Raw genomic sequence first — 15,440 nt, forward strand, 5'->3', positions numbered from 1 at the left:
TCAGCCGCCGTTGGCCAGCAGCGCGTTGGCCTCCTCGGCCGCCGCGTCGAGGGCCTGCTTGGCGTCCTCCTGGCCGAGCAGGGCCGCCTGGATGTGCGGCGCGATGAGGCCCATGACCTGGCGGGCCTGGGGGTGGGTGTCGCCGGGGAAGGCGTACTCCAGGGACTTGGCGAACTCCTTGGCCGACTCCGACTGGTCCGGCACGGTGACGTCGGTGCGGGCCGGGAAGAAGCCGGACTCCTTGGCCAGCTCTCCCGTGACCTCGGGCGAGGCCAGGTAGCCGGCCAGCTTCCTGGCGGCGTCCTTGTGCTCGGAGTGCTTGGCCAGCACGACCCCGCCGGGGATGCCGAACGCGACCCGCTTGGCACCTTCGAGAGGCAGGCCGATGCCGACGTTCTCCTCGCCGATGACGGCGCCGAGCTGGACGGCCTGCCCGGCGGTGGCCGCGTGGTACATGGCGGTCTTGCCCGCCGCCAGCGCGCCGCCCTCGATGTCGTTGCCCTTGCTGGCGGTGTTCTCCGGGAGCCCGCCCGCGGCCTTGAGGTCGAGCAGGAGCTGCAGGCTCGCCACGCCCTCCGGGCCGTTGAACGCCACGCTCTTGCCGTCGGGGGCGAACACGGTGCCGCCGTTGGCCCACAGGAAGGGGTAGAAGCTCTGGTTCAGGCTGACCTCGGGCTTGCCCGGGTAGTCCAGCACGGCGACCTTGTTCGCGGCGAGCTTGGGGGCGGCCGCCTTGAGCTCGTCCAGCGTCTCGGGGATCTTCTCGACGCCCGCCTCGGCGAACAGCTTCTTGTTGTAGATGGGCGCGGTGATCGTCTGGTAGATCGGCACGCCGTAGAGCTTGCCGTCGACGGTCAGCGCGGTGAGCGAGCTGGGCAGGTAGGCGTCCTTCGCCTCGGCCACCACGTCGTCGACCGGCTCGATCGTGCCCTGCTGGGCGTACTGCGGGATCTGGTCGGGGCCGAGGACGACCAGGTCGAAGCCCTTCTTCGAGACCAGGGCGGTGGTGACCTTCTCCTGGCGGCCCTCCCACGGCTGCTGGTCGACGGTGACGTCGACGTCCGGGTTCTTCGCCTCGAAGTCCTTCTCGACCTTCTGCCAGAACGCCTGGCTCTTGGCCTGGTCGCCGATGACCGGATACATCCACAGGGTCACCGTGCTCTTGTCCGAACCGCTGGACGATCCGCACCCGGCGGCGGCGATGCTCAGCGCGATCGCGACGCCCAGGGTCGCTGTCTTTCTCATCGGCGGCAACCTTTCCTTAATACCGGTCCTGACCGAAACCTAGTAACGCGATCCTCCTCGGGTCAATCCCCGATATCCGACCGTGACGAGGACGGGGCCAGAAATCTGGTCATCTCCCGCGCGATGAGGTGGACGTGATCGGGTGTGTAGTTCTCGTTCCAGTCGATGACCATCAAGGTCTCCGCGACCATCCGCTCGGCCTCCGGGCAGGGCCGGGGGGCGTACCCCTGCAGAGGGTAGCGAGAGGCCCCGTATATCGGCCCTTGCCATACGGGGGCGTGGTTCAGCGGCTCGTCCAGATATCCGGCCCGCGCCGGTATCCCGGCCGCCCGCAGCTTCCCGGCCAGCTCCGCCGCGCCGCCGCCGGGGAGCACGACGGGGAAGAGCCACCAGGCGTGCCCCTCCGGGCGCGGCAACCGTACGCCTGGAAGCCCCTGCAAGGCCTCCAGGAGCTGTACGGCCGTGCGGCGGCGGGCGGCGACCACCCCGGGCAGCTTGGCGAGCTGGGCCCGCGACACGGCGGCCTGGAGCTCGGTCATGCGGTAGTTCAGCCCGAAGGCGGCGTGCGAACGGCCCGCCGAGCGGTCCCAGCCCTTGTCGGCGAACAGCCGCATCCGGCGGGCCAGCTCGTCGTCGCCGGTAAGCGTGAGGCCGCCGTCGCCGCAGGTGATGTGCTTCCACTGCTGCAGGCTCAGGCAGGCGACGTCGCCGACCGTCCCGGCGAGCCGAGCGACCCGGCCGCCCGCCGGGTCCGGCAGTTCGGTGAGCCAGGCCTGGGCGCAGTCCTCGATCAGGGCCAGGCCGTGCGCGTCCGCCAGGGCGCGCAACTCGTCCACCCGCGCCGGCGCCCCGAACAGGTGCACCGCCATGATGGCCCGCGTGCGCGGCCCGATGAGCGCCGCGACGGCGGCCGGGTCGAGATTGCCGTCGGACGGATCGACATCGGCGAAGACAGGGACGGCGTTCTGCGCCAAGATGGGGGCCACAGTGCCGAAGTCCGTGATCGGTGTCGTGATGATCTCGTCGCCGGGGTCCGGCGCGGCGGCCACGACGGCGAGATGGAGGGCTGCGGTGCCCGAGCTGCACGCGATCGCGTGGCGCACGCCGTGCAGCTCGGCGATCTCGCGTTCGAGCGCCCGCGCCTCGGTGCCCCAGACGGAGTTGAGCATGCCCGAGCGGATCACCCGCTCCAGGGCGGCCACCTCCTCGTCGCCGAGCGTGCGGCCTTCCGGCTCGGCCATGGACGGGAACTTCACAGAGCACCTCACAGGATAAGATTGCGGCCTTGACCGTAATAAGCGAGAGGGGAGCATGGGTGGCGATCGTCATCGGCGTCGTCGGCCCGCATGACCTGGTAGACCAGGTCGCGGCCACCTGCGAGGAGCAGCCGGGCGTCAGCGCCCTGCGGCTGGACTACGACCACGAGTCGCAGGCGCCCGCGATCGTGGAGGCGCACACCGCGGCCGTCGAGGGATGGCTGTTCACCGGCATCGTGCCGTACATGCTCTCCCGCGACGCGGAGGCGCTGACCCGCCCCGCCGCGTTCGTCGACTACACGGGCGCGACGCTGCTCAGCGCCCTGGTACGACTCCAGCACCAGGGCGTGGACGTGACCCGGCTGTCCATCGACACGCTGCCGGCCGCCGACGTCGTCGCCACGTTCGCCGAGGCCGGGCTGCCCACGGGCGAGCTGCGCACGCTCCCCTACCGGCCGGAGATGACGTCGGAGAAGGCCGTCGCCTTCCACCGGCGCGGCCCCGCCCACCCGGTGATCACCTGTCTGAGCAGCGTCCACGAGGCTCTCCGCGACGACATGCGCGTGCTGCGGCTGGCCCCGTCGACGCACTCGGTGCGGGTGGCGCTGCGCCAGCTCCTGCTGACCGCGCAGGGCCAGGCCCAGGAGGACGCGCAGATCGCGCTCGGCCTCGTCGAGGTGGCGAACGACGAGGGCCTGCTGCGCGAGGCCACCGCGCTGGGCGGCACCGTGGCCGCCTTCCGGGGCGGCACCCACCTGCTGGTGACCACCCGGGGCCCGCTGCACGACGCCACCGGCGGCTTCACCGGTCTGCCGCTGCTGGCCCGCCTGGCCGTCCAGAACAACGTGGTGCGCGTCGGCTTCGGCCTGGGCCGCAGCGCCGCCGAGGCGGAGAGCCTGGCCCGCCGCGCGCTCGCCCGCGCCCGCCGCATCGGCGACGTCGCGGCGGTCCTGTCGCTGCGCGCCGACACCGACATCGTGCTGGAGTCGGTTCCCACCGGGCAGGCCGGCGAGCAGAACCTCTCCGTCATCGCCCGCCGCGTCGGCCTGTCGGTGCCCACGCTGGAGAAGCTCCTGGAGGCGCGCAGGGCCGCCGGCGACGAGCCGCTGACGACCCGGGAGATCGCCGACCGGCTCGCCGTCCAGCAGCGCACCGCCCGCCGCATGCTCCACCGCCTGGAGCTCGCCGGCCTCGCCGAACGCACCGGGAATCTCACCAGCGGGTCCAGCGGGCGGCCGCTCACGCTGTACCGGCTGACACTGTGACACCCCGCGGCCTCCTCCCGCTCATGGACGGAAGCCGTCAGGACAGCCAGCGGGCCAGGCCCTCGGCCACGAAGTCGTCGTCCCTGAGCCACGGGTAGGCCGCCCAGACCCGGTCGATCTCCGCGAGCTGCCCCGGCGACAGCTCCTCCGCCGGGTCGAGGCACCAGCGCCCCTCCAGCAGACCCTGGCGGCGCAGCACCTCGTGGATCCCGGGGATGCACCCGTGGAAGCCGTTGACGCTGTCGAAGATGGCCGCGTTGGCGTCGGTGAGGTGCCCGTCGAGGGTGAGCAGCCGCCGGACGGCCGCGTCGTCGCCCGCCCTGGCCCTCTTGGCCTCCTCCAGCAGCTCGACCGCCCGCCGCACCCAGACCGCCCACTGGCCGAGCAGGCCGCCGACGAACTCGACCTCCACCTCCCGCCCGTCCACGACCACCCGGTGCGGGGTGATGAGGTCGGCCAGGATGTGGTCGTCGTTGCCGGTGTAGAGCGCGACCTCCTCGGCCCGCCCCGCGCGCACGACGCCGTGCAGCACGTCGAGCGTGCGGTAGCGGTCGAACGGCGCGACCTTGATGCCTGCCACCGACTCGACCGCCGCCAGCCTGGTCCAGAAGTCCCGCGACAGCGGCCGCCCGCCGACCGCGGGCTGCAGGTAGAAGCCGATCACCGGCAGCACCTCGCCGACCGCCCGCGCCCGCTCCACCAGCGCGTCCTCGCCGAGCTCCGCGTACGGGCTCAGCAGCACCATGTGGTAGCCGAGCGACCGGGCCAGCTCGGCCTCGGCCACGGCCTGGGCGGTCGGCCCGGTGGCGCCCGCTATCAGCAGCACCTCGCGCTCCGACTCGCGGGCGGTGTCCGCGGCCAGCTCCAGCACCGGCGGCAGCAGGTCCGTGCCGTGGATGGCGAACTGCGTGGTGTGCACGCCCACCGCGAGACCGCCGGCGCCCGCCTCCACGTAGTAGCGGGTCAGGGCGCGCTGGCGGCGCTCGTCGAACGTCCGGTCCGCCTTCAGCGCCAGCGGGTGCGCCGGGATGACCAGGCCGCGCCTGAACAGGTCGCGCGCGGACGTCTTGGCCTCTGGAGCCGTGCTGAGCACGTGGGTCCCCCTCGTCATGTGATGTCGCCGGTCTCAGAAACGGCCGTCACGGCGTTCGAACTTGGTGGGCTTGCCCAGCAGCGGCCCGCCGCCGGCCACCCAGCCGGCGATGTGGTCGATCAGCTCCAGCGGCGTGATCCCGGGATACCCGAACAGCCGGTGGCACCGCGACGCGTCCGACAGCAGCGCCGTCGGCGCCTCCTCGCCGGTGAACTCCGGCTCCACCCCGAGCCGCGCGCCCAGCTCCAGCGCGGCCCACCGTACCGAGATCCGCTCGGGGCCCGTCACGTTGAGCACGTACGGCGGGGTCGCGGCGAGCCGCAGGGAGCGGAGCGTCACCTCGTTCGCGTACCCCTGCCACACCACGTTGACCTGACCGGTCGTCAGGTCGACGGGCTCGCCGGCCAGGACCTTCTGCGCCAGGTCGACCAGCACCCCGTAGCGGAGCTCGACCGCGTAGTTGAGCCGGATCAGCGCCATCGGGGTGCCGTGCGCCTCGGCGAAGTGCGCCAGCGTGCGCTCCCGCCCGAGGCAGCTCATCGCGTACTCGCCGACGGGCCCGGCGGGGTCGTCCTCGACGCTGCCCCCGCCGGCGACCGGGACGAGCGGGTAGACGTTCCCGGTGGACAGGGCGGCGATCCGGCTGCCGCGGAACCGGTCGGCGACCCGGCCGGGCAGGTAGGTGTTGGTGAACCAGGTGGCGTGCTCGCGCCCCTGGGTGCCGAACTTGGCGCCGACCAGGAACACCACGTTCGGCGCTTCGGGCAGCTCGCGCAGCGCGCGGTCGTCGGCCACGTCGGCGCTCACCACGGTGGCGCCCGCGCCGGCGAGCGCGTCGGCGAGTCCGGGCTCGGAGAAGCGGGAGACGGCGATGATCCGCCGGTCGCCCCCGGTGGCGTTCAGCGCCAGCCGCACCAGGCTGGGGCCGAGCTTGCCCCCGGCGCCGAGGATCATGATGTCGCCGTCCAGCGCGGCGAGGTCCGCCACGAGCCCGGCGCTCGGCCGCGCCAGCCGCTCCTCGAGTTCCGCTGTGGTCCGCACGCGAGGTCCCCCTTTGTCCTTATTTACGGTCCAGACCGTAACCGGGAGGGGCTGCCGCTGTCAACGGACGGGCACGCTCTCGCGGGCCGAGACGAGGACGTCGAGGATGGCCCGGGTCTCCGCCCACGGCACCGGGCTGGGCCCGCCGCCCGCCATCTCCAGGAACGCCTCGATCGTCCCCGCGTAACCGAGGCCCAGCACCGGGTCGTCACCGGCCTCGATCACCACGTGCTCGTCCCCGCCGCGCCGGTGGACGGTGACGGTGTACGACTCCTCGTCGCTCACGCCGACGATCTCCACCACGCCCGTCACGCCGCTCCCCCACCGCAGCGCCATGACCCCGGTGTCCTCCGACCGGAGCGTCCCGTAGTGCCGGACGGCGCCCGCCGCGCCCGCCAGCCGCACGTCCGGGCCGAGCAGCGCCACCAGCAGCTCCACCCCGTGCACCCCCATGGTCACCAGCGTCCCGCCGCCCTCGGACGGGTTGTCCTGCCAGGCGTTGTAGCCGGTCGCCCAGAGCCCCACGTCATGCCGTACGGTCGCGCGCACCGACAGCACCCCGGCCGGATCCGCCGCCCACCCGGCGAAGGCCGGCGCGAACCGCAGCACGGACCCCGACATCACCCGGTCGTGGATCGGCAGCCGGTCCAGCCGGTCGAGCTGCTCCCTGGTGGCGGCCGCCGGCTTGTTGACGAAACACGCCGCCCCCGTCTCCAGCACCGCCGCCAGCGCCTCCGGCACCCGCGGGTTCGGCACGGTCAGCACCACCCCGTCCGGCCCGCCGTCCAGCGCCTCCCCCAGGCTTCCCGCCACCCGCGCCTTCGGGTGCTCCTCGGTGAACCTCCGCAGCCGTTCCCCGTCCGGCTCCCACACCACGAGCTCGGCATGCCTGGCCAGGGTCCTGGCGTCGGTGTACGGGTGGCTGGTGGCGAGCCCGGCGAGAGCGATGCGCACGATGTCCTCCGATGTCGCACTTCACGAAACGCGCCCATCATGGCAGCCACCGCATTCAGGTGACACTGGGTACGCAGACGGGTACGCTTACGACTGCCGCCCATCGCTGATGGGCCGGAAGTGAGCCCGGGTGGACTGCCGGACGACAGGAGCCCGGGCTTTGCGCTGTCCGGGCTCAGCCGGCCGCCACGAAGACCATCTCCGCCCCCGCGCCGAGCCCCTCCCAGAGCTCGGCCTCCCCCGAGGCGGCCAGCGACGCCGCTCCCGCCACCAGGTCGGGCAGCCACGTCAGAGGCTCCTCCACGGCCGGCACCCACAAGGCGCGCAACCTCGGGCTGATGGCATGACGGGTACGCAGGATGTCGATCAGCTTGCGGTCGGCCGCGTCCAGCCAGGGGCCGCGCGACTCGAAGAAGATCTCCGTCACCGGCCGCCGGCCGAGCTCCCAGAGCAGGTGTTCCATGCACTTGCGGCGGGCCCGCTCCTGCCGCCTGGCGTCGAGGCCCGTCCCCACGACGACGAGCGCGGACGGCCGCAGGCCGGCGACCGTCTCGATGATGAGAGTCCGCCGCTTGGCGTTCTCGTCGCGCCAGTGCAGCCGCCGCTGGCGACGCAGGAGCAGCCCGCGCAGCGCGGCTCGGTGGAAGTCCGCCTGCGCCGGCGGGACGAGCACCGCGGCCATCAGGTAGAGGCCGTGGGACAACCGCATCGACTCATCGACATAGGCGGAGAACGGGGGGGTTCATGAGGGGTCATGTTATCCCCGGCGATCACGTACGGTGATTGCCTTCTTACAGTTCGTCTACCTCCGCGAAGGTGCGGCCGCCGGACAGTTTCGGGTAGCCGGGGCCGCGGTCGAAGAAGCGGTCGGCCGGGGGACGCAGGCGGGCGCGGAGTTCGGCGGTGCCCTGCTCGTCGATGCGGTCGCCGTCGAGGACGACGCCGTAGTCGCCGAGCGCGCCGGCGATCGAGACCTTGCCGTCGCGGACGTCGGCCGCCACCGCGCGGGGGTCGCGGTCGTACGGGGAGCCCCAGCCGCCGCCGCCCGTGGTGCGGATGCGGATGGTCTCGCCCGCCTGGACCGGATGGTCGTCGACCAGGCCTTCCATCTCCTTGCCCGCGATCTCCACGCGGAACGGCCGCCCGGCGAGGCCGCCGTTGACGCCCCAGCAGGACAGGATGGAACGGTCGGCGATCGACATGTAGGAGGCGTCGCGCAGCATCCGGATGTGCTTGTCGTAGCCGAGGCCGCCGCGGAACATGCCGGGCCCGCCCGAGTCGCAGGCCAGGCCGAGGCGTTCGACCCTGAAGGGCCAGCGGGCTTCGGCGAACTCGACCGGGATGTTGCGCGAGTCGGGGACGACGTGGATGGTGTCCTCGCCGTCGGCGTACCAGCGCCCGCCGGAGCCGCCGCCCAGCACCTCCCGCATCAGGTAGGGCTGCCCGCCGGCGTCCGTGCCGTACACGCCCGTGTAGCGGATCGTCTCCTGGTCGGCCGGCATCCGCCCGCCGGTGGCCTTGGCCAGCACGCCCGCCAGCACGCCGAGCAGGCGCAGGATGACGAACGTGCGGGCGTTGGTGGGCGCGGGGAAGACCGGGGTGAGCAGGGTGCCCTTCTCCGGGAAGACCATCTTGATGAGCGGCACGACGCCCTCGTTGACGTCGAGCTCGACCATCCGCTCGGGCGTGTCGGCCAGGTTGCGCAGGATGGGCGCGAGCCACTTCTTGAGGAAGACGCCGTCGGCGTAGTCGCCCGCGTGGTTGATCGGCCCCTTGGCCTGCGGGGAGGTGCCGGTGAAGTCGATGGTGAGCGGCGCGTCCGCGGCGTGGTCGACCGTGAGGGTGATGCGCTGGGTGTGCAGGCGGGGCTCGTCGACGCCGTCGTGCTCGGCGTAGTCCTCCCAGACGTACGTGCCCTCGGGGATCTTGGACAGCAGCTCGCGCCGGAACGTCTCGGTGGTCTTGCCGATGATGGCGTCGAAGCACGCCTCCACCTCGTCGCGCCCGTACCGGTCGAACAGCTCGCCCAGCCGCCGCGCGCCCATGAGGCAGGCGGAGCACTCCGCGTCCAGGTCGCCGGCGAGAGAGTCGGGCATGCGGGAGTTGCGGGTCATGATGCGCAGCGCGGCCTCGTTGGGCACGCCCTGGTCCCACAGCTTGATCGGCGGGACCATCAGCCCTTCCTCGAACGCCGACCGGGCGTGCGACGGCATCGAGCCCGGCACCGCGCCGCCGATGTCGTCGTGGTGACCGAACGCCTGCACGAACGCCACCACCTCGTCGCGGTGGAAGACGGGCACGGTGACGCACAGGTCGGGCAGGTGGCCGATGCCGCCTTCGGACAGGTAGACGTCGTTGTGGAAGTAGACGTCGCCGGGCTTCATCGTCTCGATCGGGAAGTCGCGGACGACCGGCTGGACGAGCGCGCTGTAGGAGCGGCCGGTCAGCTTGCGCATCTTCCTGTCGTGGATGCCGGCGCGGAAGTCGTGCGCGTCGCGGATCATGGGCGACCGGGCGGTGCGCGCGATGGCGGTCTCGACCTCCTTCTCCACGGAGGCGAGGGTGCCCTCGACGATCTCGATGAGGATCGGGTCAGTCACGACGGATCTCCACGTTGCCGTATTCGTCCACCGTGGCGGTGAACCCGGGGTGCAGGGGGATGGTGGAGCCGTACTCCTCGATGACGGCCGGGCCGTGGACGACGGCGCCGGCCTCCAGCGCGGCGCGCTGGAGGATCGGGGTGTCGTGCGGCTCGTCGAAGATCACGCGCCGGCTCGCCTCGACGGGCTCGGTCTTCGGGTACGGGTCGCGCCGGATCACCGGCCGGTTGATCGGCCCGATGCCGGAGACGCGCAGGTTGACCCATTCGACGGCGTGGCGTGGGTCGTCGCGGTAGGCGTAGCCGTACAGCTTCTCGTGCGCGTCGTGGAAGCGGCCGGTGACCTCGCGCAGCCAGTCCTCGTCGAGCGGGCCGGCCGGGGCGGGCACCCGGACCTCGTACGCCTGCCCGTAGTAGCGCAGGTCGGCGCTGCGCGCGAAGACGGGCTCGTCGAAGCCCTCGCGTTCGAGCTCGTCGGCGGCCTGGCTCTCCAGCTCGCCGAAGATCTGCGCGGCCTTGTTCAGCGCGAGGTCGCGGGTGACGTACGTGCGCACGTAGTCGTTCTTGACGTCGACGGTGAGCAGGCCGAACGCGGAGACGTTGCCGGGCTCCGGCGGGACGATCACCGCGGGCAGGTCGAGGATGTCGATGAGCCGGCAGGCCAGCAGCGGCCCGGACCCGCCGAACGTCACCAGCGGGAAGTCGCGCACGTCCAGCCCGCGCTTGACGGTGAGCTGGCGGATCGCGTTGCTCTGGTTGAACGCGCTGATCTCCAGGATGCCGGCGGCGGTCCGCTCGGGAGTGAGGTCGAGCTTGTCGGCCAGCGCCTCGACGGCCATCCTGGCGGCGTCGTAGTCGAGCGGGATCTCGCCGCCGAGCAGGTGCGGAGGGATGCGGCGCAGGTAGACGTGGGCGTCGGTGACGGTCACCTCGGTGCCGCCGCGGCGGTAGCAGATCGGGCCGGGGTCCGCGCCGGCCGAGCGGGGGCCGACCTTGAGCGTGCCCTCGGGCGAGATCCACGCGATCGAGCCGCCGCCCGCGCCGACGGTGACGATGTCGATCATCGGGATCTTGCACGGGAAGCGGCCGACGCTGCCCTCCGTGGTGACGGACGGGTCGCCGTCGACGACCACGGTCACGTCGGTGGAGGTGCCGCCGCCGTCCAGGGTGATCACGCTCCGGTGGCCGGCGGTGGCGGCGATCAGCGCCGCGCCGAGCGCGCCCGCTGCTGGGCCGGACAGGACGGTGGTGATGGGCTGGTTGACGACCTCGCGGGCCGACAGCACGCCGCCGTTGGACTTCATCACCGAGAACGGGCGGCCCAGGCGGCTGGACAGGTTGGCGATGTAGGCCCGCATGCCGGGCTTGACCGCGGCGTCGACCAGCGTGGTGACGGCCCGCTCGTACTCGCGGTACTCGCGCAGCACGTCGCTGGAGAGCGACACGACCGCCTCGGGGAACTCGCGGGCCAGGACCTCGCGCATGCGCCGCTCGTGTTCGGGGTTGGCGTAGGAGTGGAGGAAGCAGACGCCGAGCGTGGTGATGCCGCGGGAACGGTACCAGCGGGCGACCTCGACGGCCTGGGCCTCGTCGAAGGGGCGCACTTCGCCGCCCTGGTGGTCGAGCCGGCCGCCGACGGTCTTGACCAGGTGGACGGGCACGATGCGGGACGGCTTGACCCAGAAGTAGGAGTTGCCGTAGCCGTCGGGCACGCTCTGCCGGCCGATCTCCAGGATGTACTCGAAGCCCTCGGTGGTGATCAGCCCGAGGCCGGCGATGCGGTCCTCGAGCAGCTGGTTGGTGGCCACGGTGGTGCCGTGCACGATGCCGGCGACATCCAGCTCGCCGAGCTTCTCGATGCCGGCGATGAACCCGTCGGCGGGGTTCGCGGGGGTCGAGGGGGTCTTGGTGGTGACGATCTCACCGGTCTCCTCGTCCACCGCCACGACGTCGGTGAAGGTGCCGCCGGTGTCGACTCCGATTCGGACGCTACGCATGGCTCCTCAGCTTCGGCGCTTGCCGAGCACTTCGTCGATGACCCGGGGCGCGTTGTCGGTGCCGACGTAGGCCGCCAGCCTGACCACGAGCTCCTGGGTCCTGCCGAGTTCGGCCTCCACCCTGGCCTTACCCGACTGGCCCGCCTGCACGCCGAAGTACGCCCCGATGATGGTGCCGACCACGCCCGCCACACCGGCGAACAGGGCGGCCGACTCCCCGGTGGCGTACACGGCCGCGCCGAACGCGACGAGGGTCGCCACGATGCCCGTCAGCACCACGTAGAAGCCGTACCGCCAGCGCGCCGCGTCGGCCTGGGCGGCGGTGAGGTCGTCCGGCGTCATCATGGCGTCGAGCGTGGGGGGTTTATCTGTGACCACTAGATTTTCCTCCTGATACTCCAGAGGAGAAATCTCCCATGAGGTCAGGGAACAAGCCAAGCGCTAAGGTGGCACCCCGTGACCGAACTGTCCGCGTTGTCTCCTGCACCCCATGCGCCACGTGATGCCGTGCTCAAGTTCTACTTCGGGCCGATGGACTGCGGGAAGTCCGCCCTGGCCCTGCAGATGAACTACAACCACGGCCGTCAGGGCAGGAGAGGGCTGGTGCTGACCAAGCACGACCGGTCGGGCGAGCCCAGGGTCACCAGCAGGATCGGCCTGGGCCTGGAGGCCGTCGAAGTGGTGGACTCGATGGACCTGGTGGAGCTGGTGCGCGGGCACGACCGGATCGACTACCTGATCTGCGACGAGGCGTGCTTCTACACGGTGGAGCAGATCGAGCAGCTCGCCGACCTGGTCGACGGGCACGGCGTCGACGTCTACGCGTTCGGGCTGGCCTCCGACTTCCGCTCGGTGCTGTTCCCGGCCTCGCGGCGGCTGTTCGAGCTGGCCGACGAGGTGTGCCGGCTGCAGGTCGAGGTGCTGTGCTGGTGCGGGCGGCCGGGGCGGCTCAACGCGCGCGTGGTGGGCGGGGAGATGGCGCGTACGGGGGAACAGGTGGTGATCGGGGACACCGACGCCTCGCCGGTGCGTTACCAGGTGCTGTGCCGCCGCCATCACCGGGCGGGGCTGCTCGGCGAGGGCACCGGCGTCGGGGGCGGGACGGCTCAGACGGCCCCTCAGACGGCCCCTCAGACGGCGCAGTAGCCGTCGTCGCAGCCGTCGGCGGGGGCGGCGAGCTGCTGGATCGGGGTCTCGCCGATGCGGTCGGCCACCTCGTCGATCGCGGCCGTCATCGTCTCGTACGGCTGCGCGCCGGACACCGCGAACTGCCCTTCGAACAGGAACAGCGGCACACCCGTGATGCCCAGCCGCCTGGCGCGGCCGATCTGCTCGCGCACCTCGGCGGCGCCCTCTCCGGTGTCGCGCACGCCCGCCTCGGCGGCGAGCTTGGCGAGCACCCCGGCGTCGCCGACGTTCAGGCCGTCGGTGAAGTGCGCGCGGAACAGCCGGTCGGCCATCTCCTCGCCCAGGCCCTGGCCGGTGGCGACCTCGACGAGCCGGTGCGCCTCCAGCGTGCCGGTGCTGATCGCCCGGTCGAAACGGAGGTCGAGCCCTTCCTCCGCGGCCACGTCCGTCACCCTGGAGGTCATCTGGGCCACGCCGGCGCCGAACTTGCGCTCCAGCGCGGGCAGCAACGGCTCACCCTCGGTGGACGCGTCCGGGTTCAGCTGGAAGGGGCGCATGGTGACCTCGATGGACCCGCCCTTGTCGCGGAACGCCTGCGCGGCGCGGGCGAAGCGGGCATGGCCGACGTAGCACCACGGGCAGACGACGTCGGAGAAAATCTCAACCTTCATGTTTCTTGACAACGACTTGGCACAGCGGTCCATTCCGGTCCGCCGGTTCAGCCGCGGGCAAGGGCCGGGTCAGCCCGCGGCCAGCTCCTCCAGCCGGTAGGGAAGGTACGCGGAGTCGTCCACCAGCGCCGACGCGCCGCGCCACCAGCCGAACCACTCGCCGCTGCGCCACATCCAGTCGACCCGCTCGATCGCGGCCACCACGTCGCCGACGGTCTCCCAGCGCTCGCCGAGCTGCTGGCCGGTGGCACCGTGCCTGAGCGCCCAGGCGCGCAGGACGCGGGCCGCGTAAGCGTCCACGCGGCGCGCGTACGGGTCGGGTTTCTCCCCCGGCAGCCGGTGCGGCCCGAGACCGGCGGCCACCCCCCAGCTCCACTGCGCCTCGGCGGGGCGTGAGTAGCGCAGCGAGTGGAAGTCCAGGTTGGAGCCCAGGTTGTCGTCAGGCCTGCGCGTCACCACCGCGTCGAGGCGGCCGCCGGCGTCGAAGTGCACCACCAGCCGCTGCCCCGGCCGCACCCCCGGCGGCAGGCCGAACCGGTCCTCCGCCTGCCAGGAGTTCAGGTCGACCTGGGCGACGGGCCTGCCCCACAGCTCGTCGGCGGCGTCGTCGGACACCCAGGCGGCCAGCATCTCCAGCGCGGTCAGGTCCGTCCACGGCTCGATCGCCACCGCCGTGTGCAGCACCTCGTCGGGCGCGGGCAGCTTGCCGCCCCTGGGCCGGGTCCACCACTGCTCGCCCAGCTCGCGGGTGCCGACCAGCAGGGCGGCGAGCGCGGCCAGCTCGGCCGAGCGCCGCGTCAGGGACGCGCCCAGCGCCAGCCCGACGCACCGGTCGCAACGCTCGTCGCCGATGACCGGCCGGGCTGCGGCGATCAGCGCGTCGGCGGTGGGGTGGTCCTCGCCCAGCAGGTTGCGGACAACCCGCCGGGCCTCGGTACGCGCGTCTTCAGCATGAGCCTGCCGCATATTGCCACGCTACGCCCGGAGATCCTTTTCCGCGAGAGGCTCTGACCTGGTCGTTTCCCGCATCCCCTGAGGGCGTGCCCCTGCCCTGCCGAGCCCGCCTTCCTCGAACGCGGACGGCCGCCGCGTTCTCGTCCACCACCCACTCCTCGACGCGCGATCCGCCTTTCACGGCGTCACATGGGCGAGGAGGGAGCGCATGCGAAAGGACGGGGTTCGAAGGAGGCGCGCCCACATCGGGCTCGCCTCCCTCCGCGACCGCCCGGCCGAGGAAGGGTCCAGGCCATCAACTCTCCGGCACCCCCATCCAAGAAACGGACCAGGCCAGCGGCTCTCCGGGACCGCCCGTCCGAGGGGTGGGCGGTCCCGCGCCGTCCGTCCGAGGGCGGGCGGGTTAGCGGCGGGCTCGGCCGAAGAGCCAGCCGATGGCCGCGCTGCCGAGCGCGACGCCGGCGCCCATGCCGAAGGCGGCCAGCATCACCCACGGCGGAGTCTCCGTACGGCGCTTCTCCGCGACCGGGGGGCGCTCGTAGACGGCGGGGCGGCTCGCCGCGGGTGTCAGGGCGGAGGGCTCCCGGAGAGGCCCGGGGCCTTCCGTGGTGGGGCGTGGGACCGGTACCACGGCCGGGGTTCCCGCAGGGGCCAGGGCTCCCTCCGAAGGCAGGGTTCCCGCCGGGGCCAGGGCTTCTGCCGGAGGCAGGGTTTCCGCAGGGGTGCACAGGTGGCGTTCGACGGCGGCGAAGAACTCGCCGGCCGTCTTCCGGGCCACCGAGCCCAGCATCCGCTGCCCCACCCCGCCGATCATCCCGCCGATGACCGCGTCGGCGTCGTACTCGACCCGGGTCCCGCCGTCGATCTCGCTCAGCCGTACCAGGACGGTGGCGTCCACCGTCCCTGGGGCGCCCTGGCCGCGCGCCCGCAGCACGAAGCTCACCGGGGCCGCCGGTTCCGCGAGGGCCACCTCGCCCTGGTAGACCCCTTTGAGCGAGGCCACCCCGGCGTTGACGGTCATCCGGTACGTGTCGGGCCCGCACTCCTCCAGGCGCTCGCATCCGGGGATGGTGCGCACCAGGACCGCCGGGTCCTGCAGGGCTGCCCACACGCGGTCTCTTTCGACGCCGATCTCGGCGCTGCCTGCGACTTTCACACCGTCACTCTAGAAAGCCACCGCCCGCCGGGATAAGGGCAACACCTGCCCAACGTCCCCGCGTCGCCCTGTGGCCGGGTC

At 72.4% G+C, this 15,440-nt stretch carries 14 protein-coding genes; 2 read left to right on the forward strand and 12 right to left on the reverse strand.

Features of this window, described 5'->3' with window-relative positions; all coding sequences use genetic code 11:
• Together ACIBF7_RS17300 and ACIBF7_RS17305 are read right to left on the reverse strand one after the other, a co-directional pair.
• Nucleotides 1-1,245: a sugar ABC transporter substrate-binding protein gene (locus ACIBF7_RS17300; RefSeq protein ID WP_219543243.1), complete on the reverse strand. Its 1,245-nt coding sequence runs from the start codon at nt 1,243-1,245 to the stop codon at nt 1-3.
• A 62-nt stretch (nt 1,246-1,307) separates the two neighbouring features.
• Nucleotides 1,308-2,501, reverse strand: coding sequence for a DegT/DnrJ/EryC1/StrS family aminotransferase (locus ACIBF7_RS17305; RefSeq protein ID WP_397197543.1), 1,194 nt, complete (start codon nt 2,499-2,501; stop codon nt 1,308-1,310).
• A gap of 59 nt (nt 2,502-2,560) precedes the next feature.
• On the opposite strand from ACIBF7_RS17305, the gene ACIBF7_RS17310 reads away from it, so the two are divergent.
• Complete coding sequence (locus ACIBF7_RS17310) at nt 2,561-3,766, forward strand: hypothetical protein (RefSeq protein WP_271274933.1); 1,206 nt, start codon at nt 2,561-2,563, stop codon at nt 3,764-3,766.
• Between the two features lie 37 nt (nt 3,767-3,803).
• Here ACIBF7_RS17310 and ACIBF7_RS17315 read toward each other — a convergent pair whose 3' ends face one another.
• The 7 genes from ACIBF7_RS17315 to ACIBF7_RS17345 form a co-directional block, all read right to left on the reverse strand.
• Nucleotides 3,804-4,877 carry a dihydrodipicolinate synthase family protein gene (locus tag ACIBF7_RS17315; protein WP_397197544.1) on the reverse strand — a complete coding sequence of 358 codons (1,074 nt, stop codon included), beginning with the start codon at nt 4,875-4,877 and terminating at the stop codon, nt 3,804-3,806.
• Nucleotides 4,878-4,892: 15 nt separating this feature from the next.
• Nucleotides 4,893-5,900, reverse strand: a complete 1,008-nt coding sequence (locus ACIBF7_RS17320) for an NAD-dependent epimerase/dehydratase family protein (protein ID WP_397197545.1) — start codon at nt 5,898-5,900, stop codon at nt 4,893-4,895.
• A 60-nt stretch (nt 5,901-5,960) separates the two neighbouring features.
• Complete coding sequence (locus ACIBF7_RS17325) at nt 5,961-6,854, reverse strand: Gfo/Idh/MocA family protein (RefSeq protein WP_397197546.1); 894 nt, start codon at nt 6,852-6,854, stop codon at nt 5,961-5,963.
• Nucleotides 6,855-7,029: 175 nt separating this feature from the next.
• Nucleotides 7,030-7,563 carry a hypothetical protein gene (locus ACIBF7_RS17330; protein WP_397197547.1) on the reverse strand — a complete coding sequence of 178 codons (534 nt, stop codon included), beginning with the start codon at nt 7,561-7,563 and terminating at the stop codon, nt 7,030-7,032.
• Nucleotides 7,564-7,645: 82 nt separating this feature from the next.
• Nucleotides 7,646-9,454 (reverse strand): hydantoinase B/oxoprolinase family protein, encoded by a 1,809-nt coding sequence (locus ACIBF7_RS17335; RefSeq protein WP_397197548.1) that lies wholly within the window; start codon nt 9,452-9,454, stop codon nt 7,646-7,648.
• Nucleotides 9,447-11,450 carry a hydantoinase/oxoprolinase family protein gene (locus ACIBF7_RS17340; RefSeq protein WP_397197549.1) on the reverse strand — a complete coding sequence of 668 codons (2,004 nt, stop codon included), beginning with the start codon at nt 11,448-11,450 and terminating at the stop codon, nt 9,447-9,449. Before ACIBF7_RS17340 ends, ACIBF7_RS17335 begins: the two co-directional genes overlap by 8 nt.
• Before the next feature lie 6 nt (nt 11,451-11,456).
• Entirely contained in the window at nt 11,457-11,795 is a 339-nt protein-coding gene (locus ACIBF7_RS17345; protein ID WP_246639159.1) for a hypothetical protein, read from the reverse strand.
• Nucleotides 11,796-11,957: 162 nt separating this feature from the next.
• Here ACIBF7_RS17345 and ACIBF7_RS17350 point away from each other — a divergent pair, with 162 nt between their 5' ends.
• Nucleotides 11,958-12,596, forward strand: a complete 639-nt coding sequence (locus ACIBF7_RS17350) for a thymidine kinase (RefSeq protein WP_397197550.1) — start codon at nt 11,958-11,960, stop codon at nt 12,594-12,596.
• On the opposite strand, the gene ACIBF7_RS17355 is transcribed toward ACIBF7_RS17350, so the two are convergent.
• From ACIBF7_RS17355 to ACIBF7_RS17365, 3 genes are all read right to left on the reverse strand, one after another.
• Nucleotides 12,581-13,249 (reverse strand): DsbA family protein, encoded by a 669-nt coding sequence (locus ACIBF7_RS17355; RefSeq protein WP_397197551.1) that lies wholly within the window; start codon nt 13,247-13,249, stop codon nt 12,581-12,583. The two genes, ACIBF7_RS17350 and ACIBF7_RS17355, sit on opposite strands and share 16 nt — an antisense overlap.
• 69 nt (nt 13,250-13,318) lie before the next feature.
• A complete protein-coding gene (locus ACIBF7_RS17360; protein ID WP_397197552.1) occupies nt 13,319-14,215 on the reverse strand; it encodes a hypothetical protein in 897 nt (298 codons plus the stop codon).
• A 391-nt stretch (nt 14,216-14,606) separates the two neighbouring features.
• A complete protein-coding gene (locus ACIBF7_RS17365; RefSeq protein WP_271274938.1) occupies nt 14,607-15,359 on the reverse strand; it encodes an SRPBCC domain-containing protein in 753 nt (250 codons plus the stop codon).
• Between the last annotated feature and the right edge of the window lie 81 nt (nt 15,360-15,440).

Source organism: Nonomuraea sp. NPDC050478 (genome assembly GCF_044458265.1).
GTDB lineage: Bacteria > Actinomycetota > Actinomycetes > Streptosporangiales > Streptosporangiaceae > Nonomuraea > Nonomuraea ferruginea.

Bases quoted from the DNA above. Each gene is read 5' to 3' on its own strand.
- ACIBF7_RS17300 (WP_219543243.1), bottom strand. From the start codon at position 1,245: ATGAGAAAGACAGCGACCCTGGGCGTCGCGATCGCGCTGAGCATCGCC.
- ACIBF7_RS17315 (WP_397197544.1), bottom strand. From the start codon at position 4,877: ATGACGAGGGGGACCCACGTGCTCAGCACGGCTCCAGAGGCCAAGACG.
- ACIBF7_RS17330 (WP_397197547.1), bottom strand. From the start codon at position 7,563: ATGCGGTTGTCCCACGGCCTCTACCTGATGGCCGCGGTGCTCGTCCCG.
- ACIBF7_RS17340 (WP_397197549.1), bottom strand. From the start codon at position 11,450: ATGCGTAGCGTCCGAATCGGAGTCGACACCGGCGGCACCTTCACCGAC.
- ACIBF7_RS17345 (WP_246639159.1), bottom strand. From the start codon at position 11,795: ATGATGACGCCGGACGACCTCACCGCCGCCCAGGCCGACGCGGCGCGC.
- ACIBF7_RS17355 (WP_397197551.1), bottom strand. From the start codon at position 13,249: ATGAAGGTTGAGATTTTCTCCGACGTCGTCTGCCCGTGGTGCTACGTC.
- ACIBF7_RS17360 (WP_397197552.1), bottom strand. From the start codon at position 14,215: ATGCGGCAGGCTCATGCTGAAGACGCGCGTACCGAGGCCCGGCGGGTT.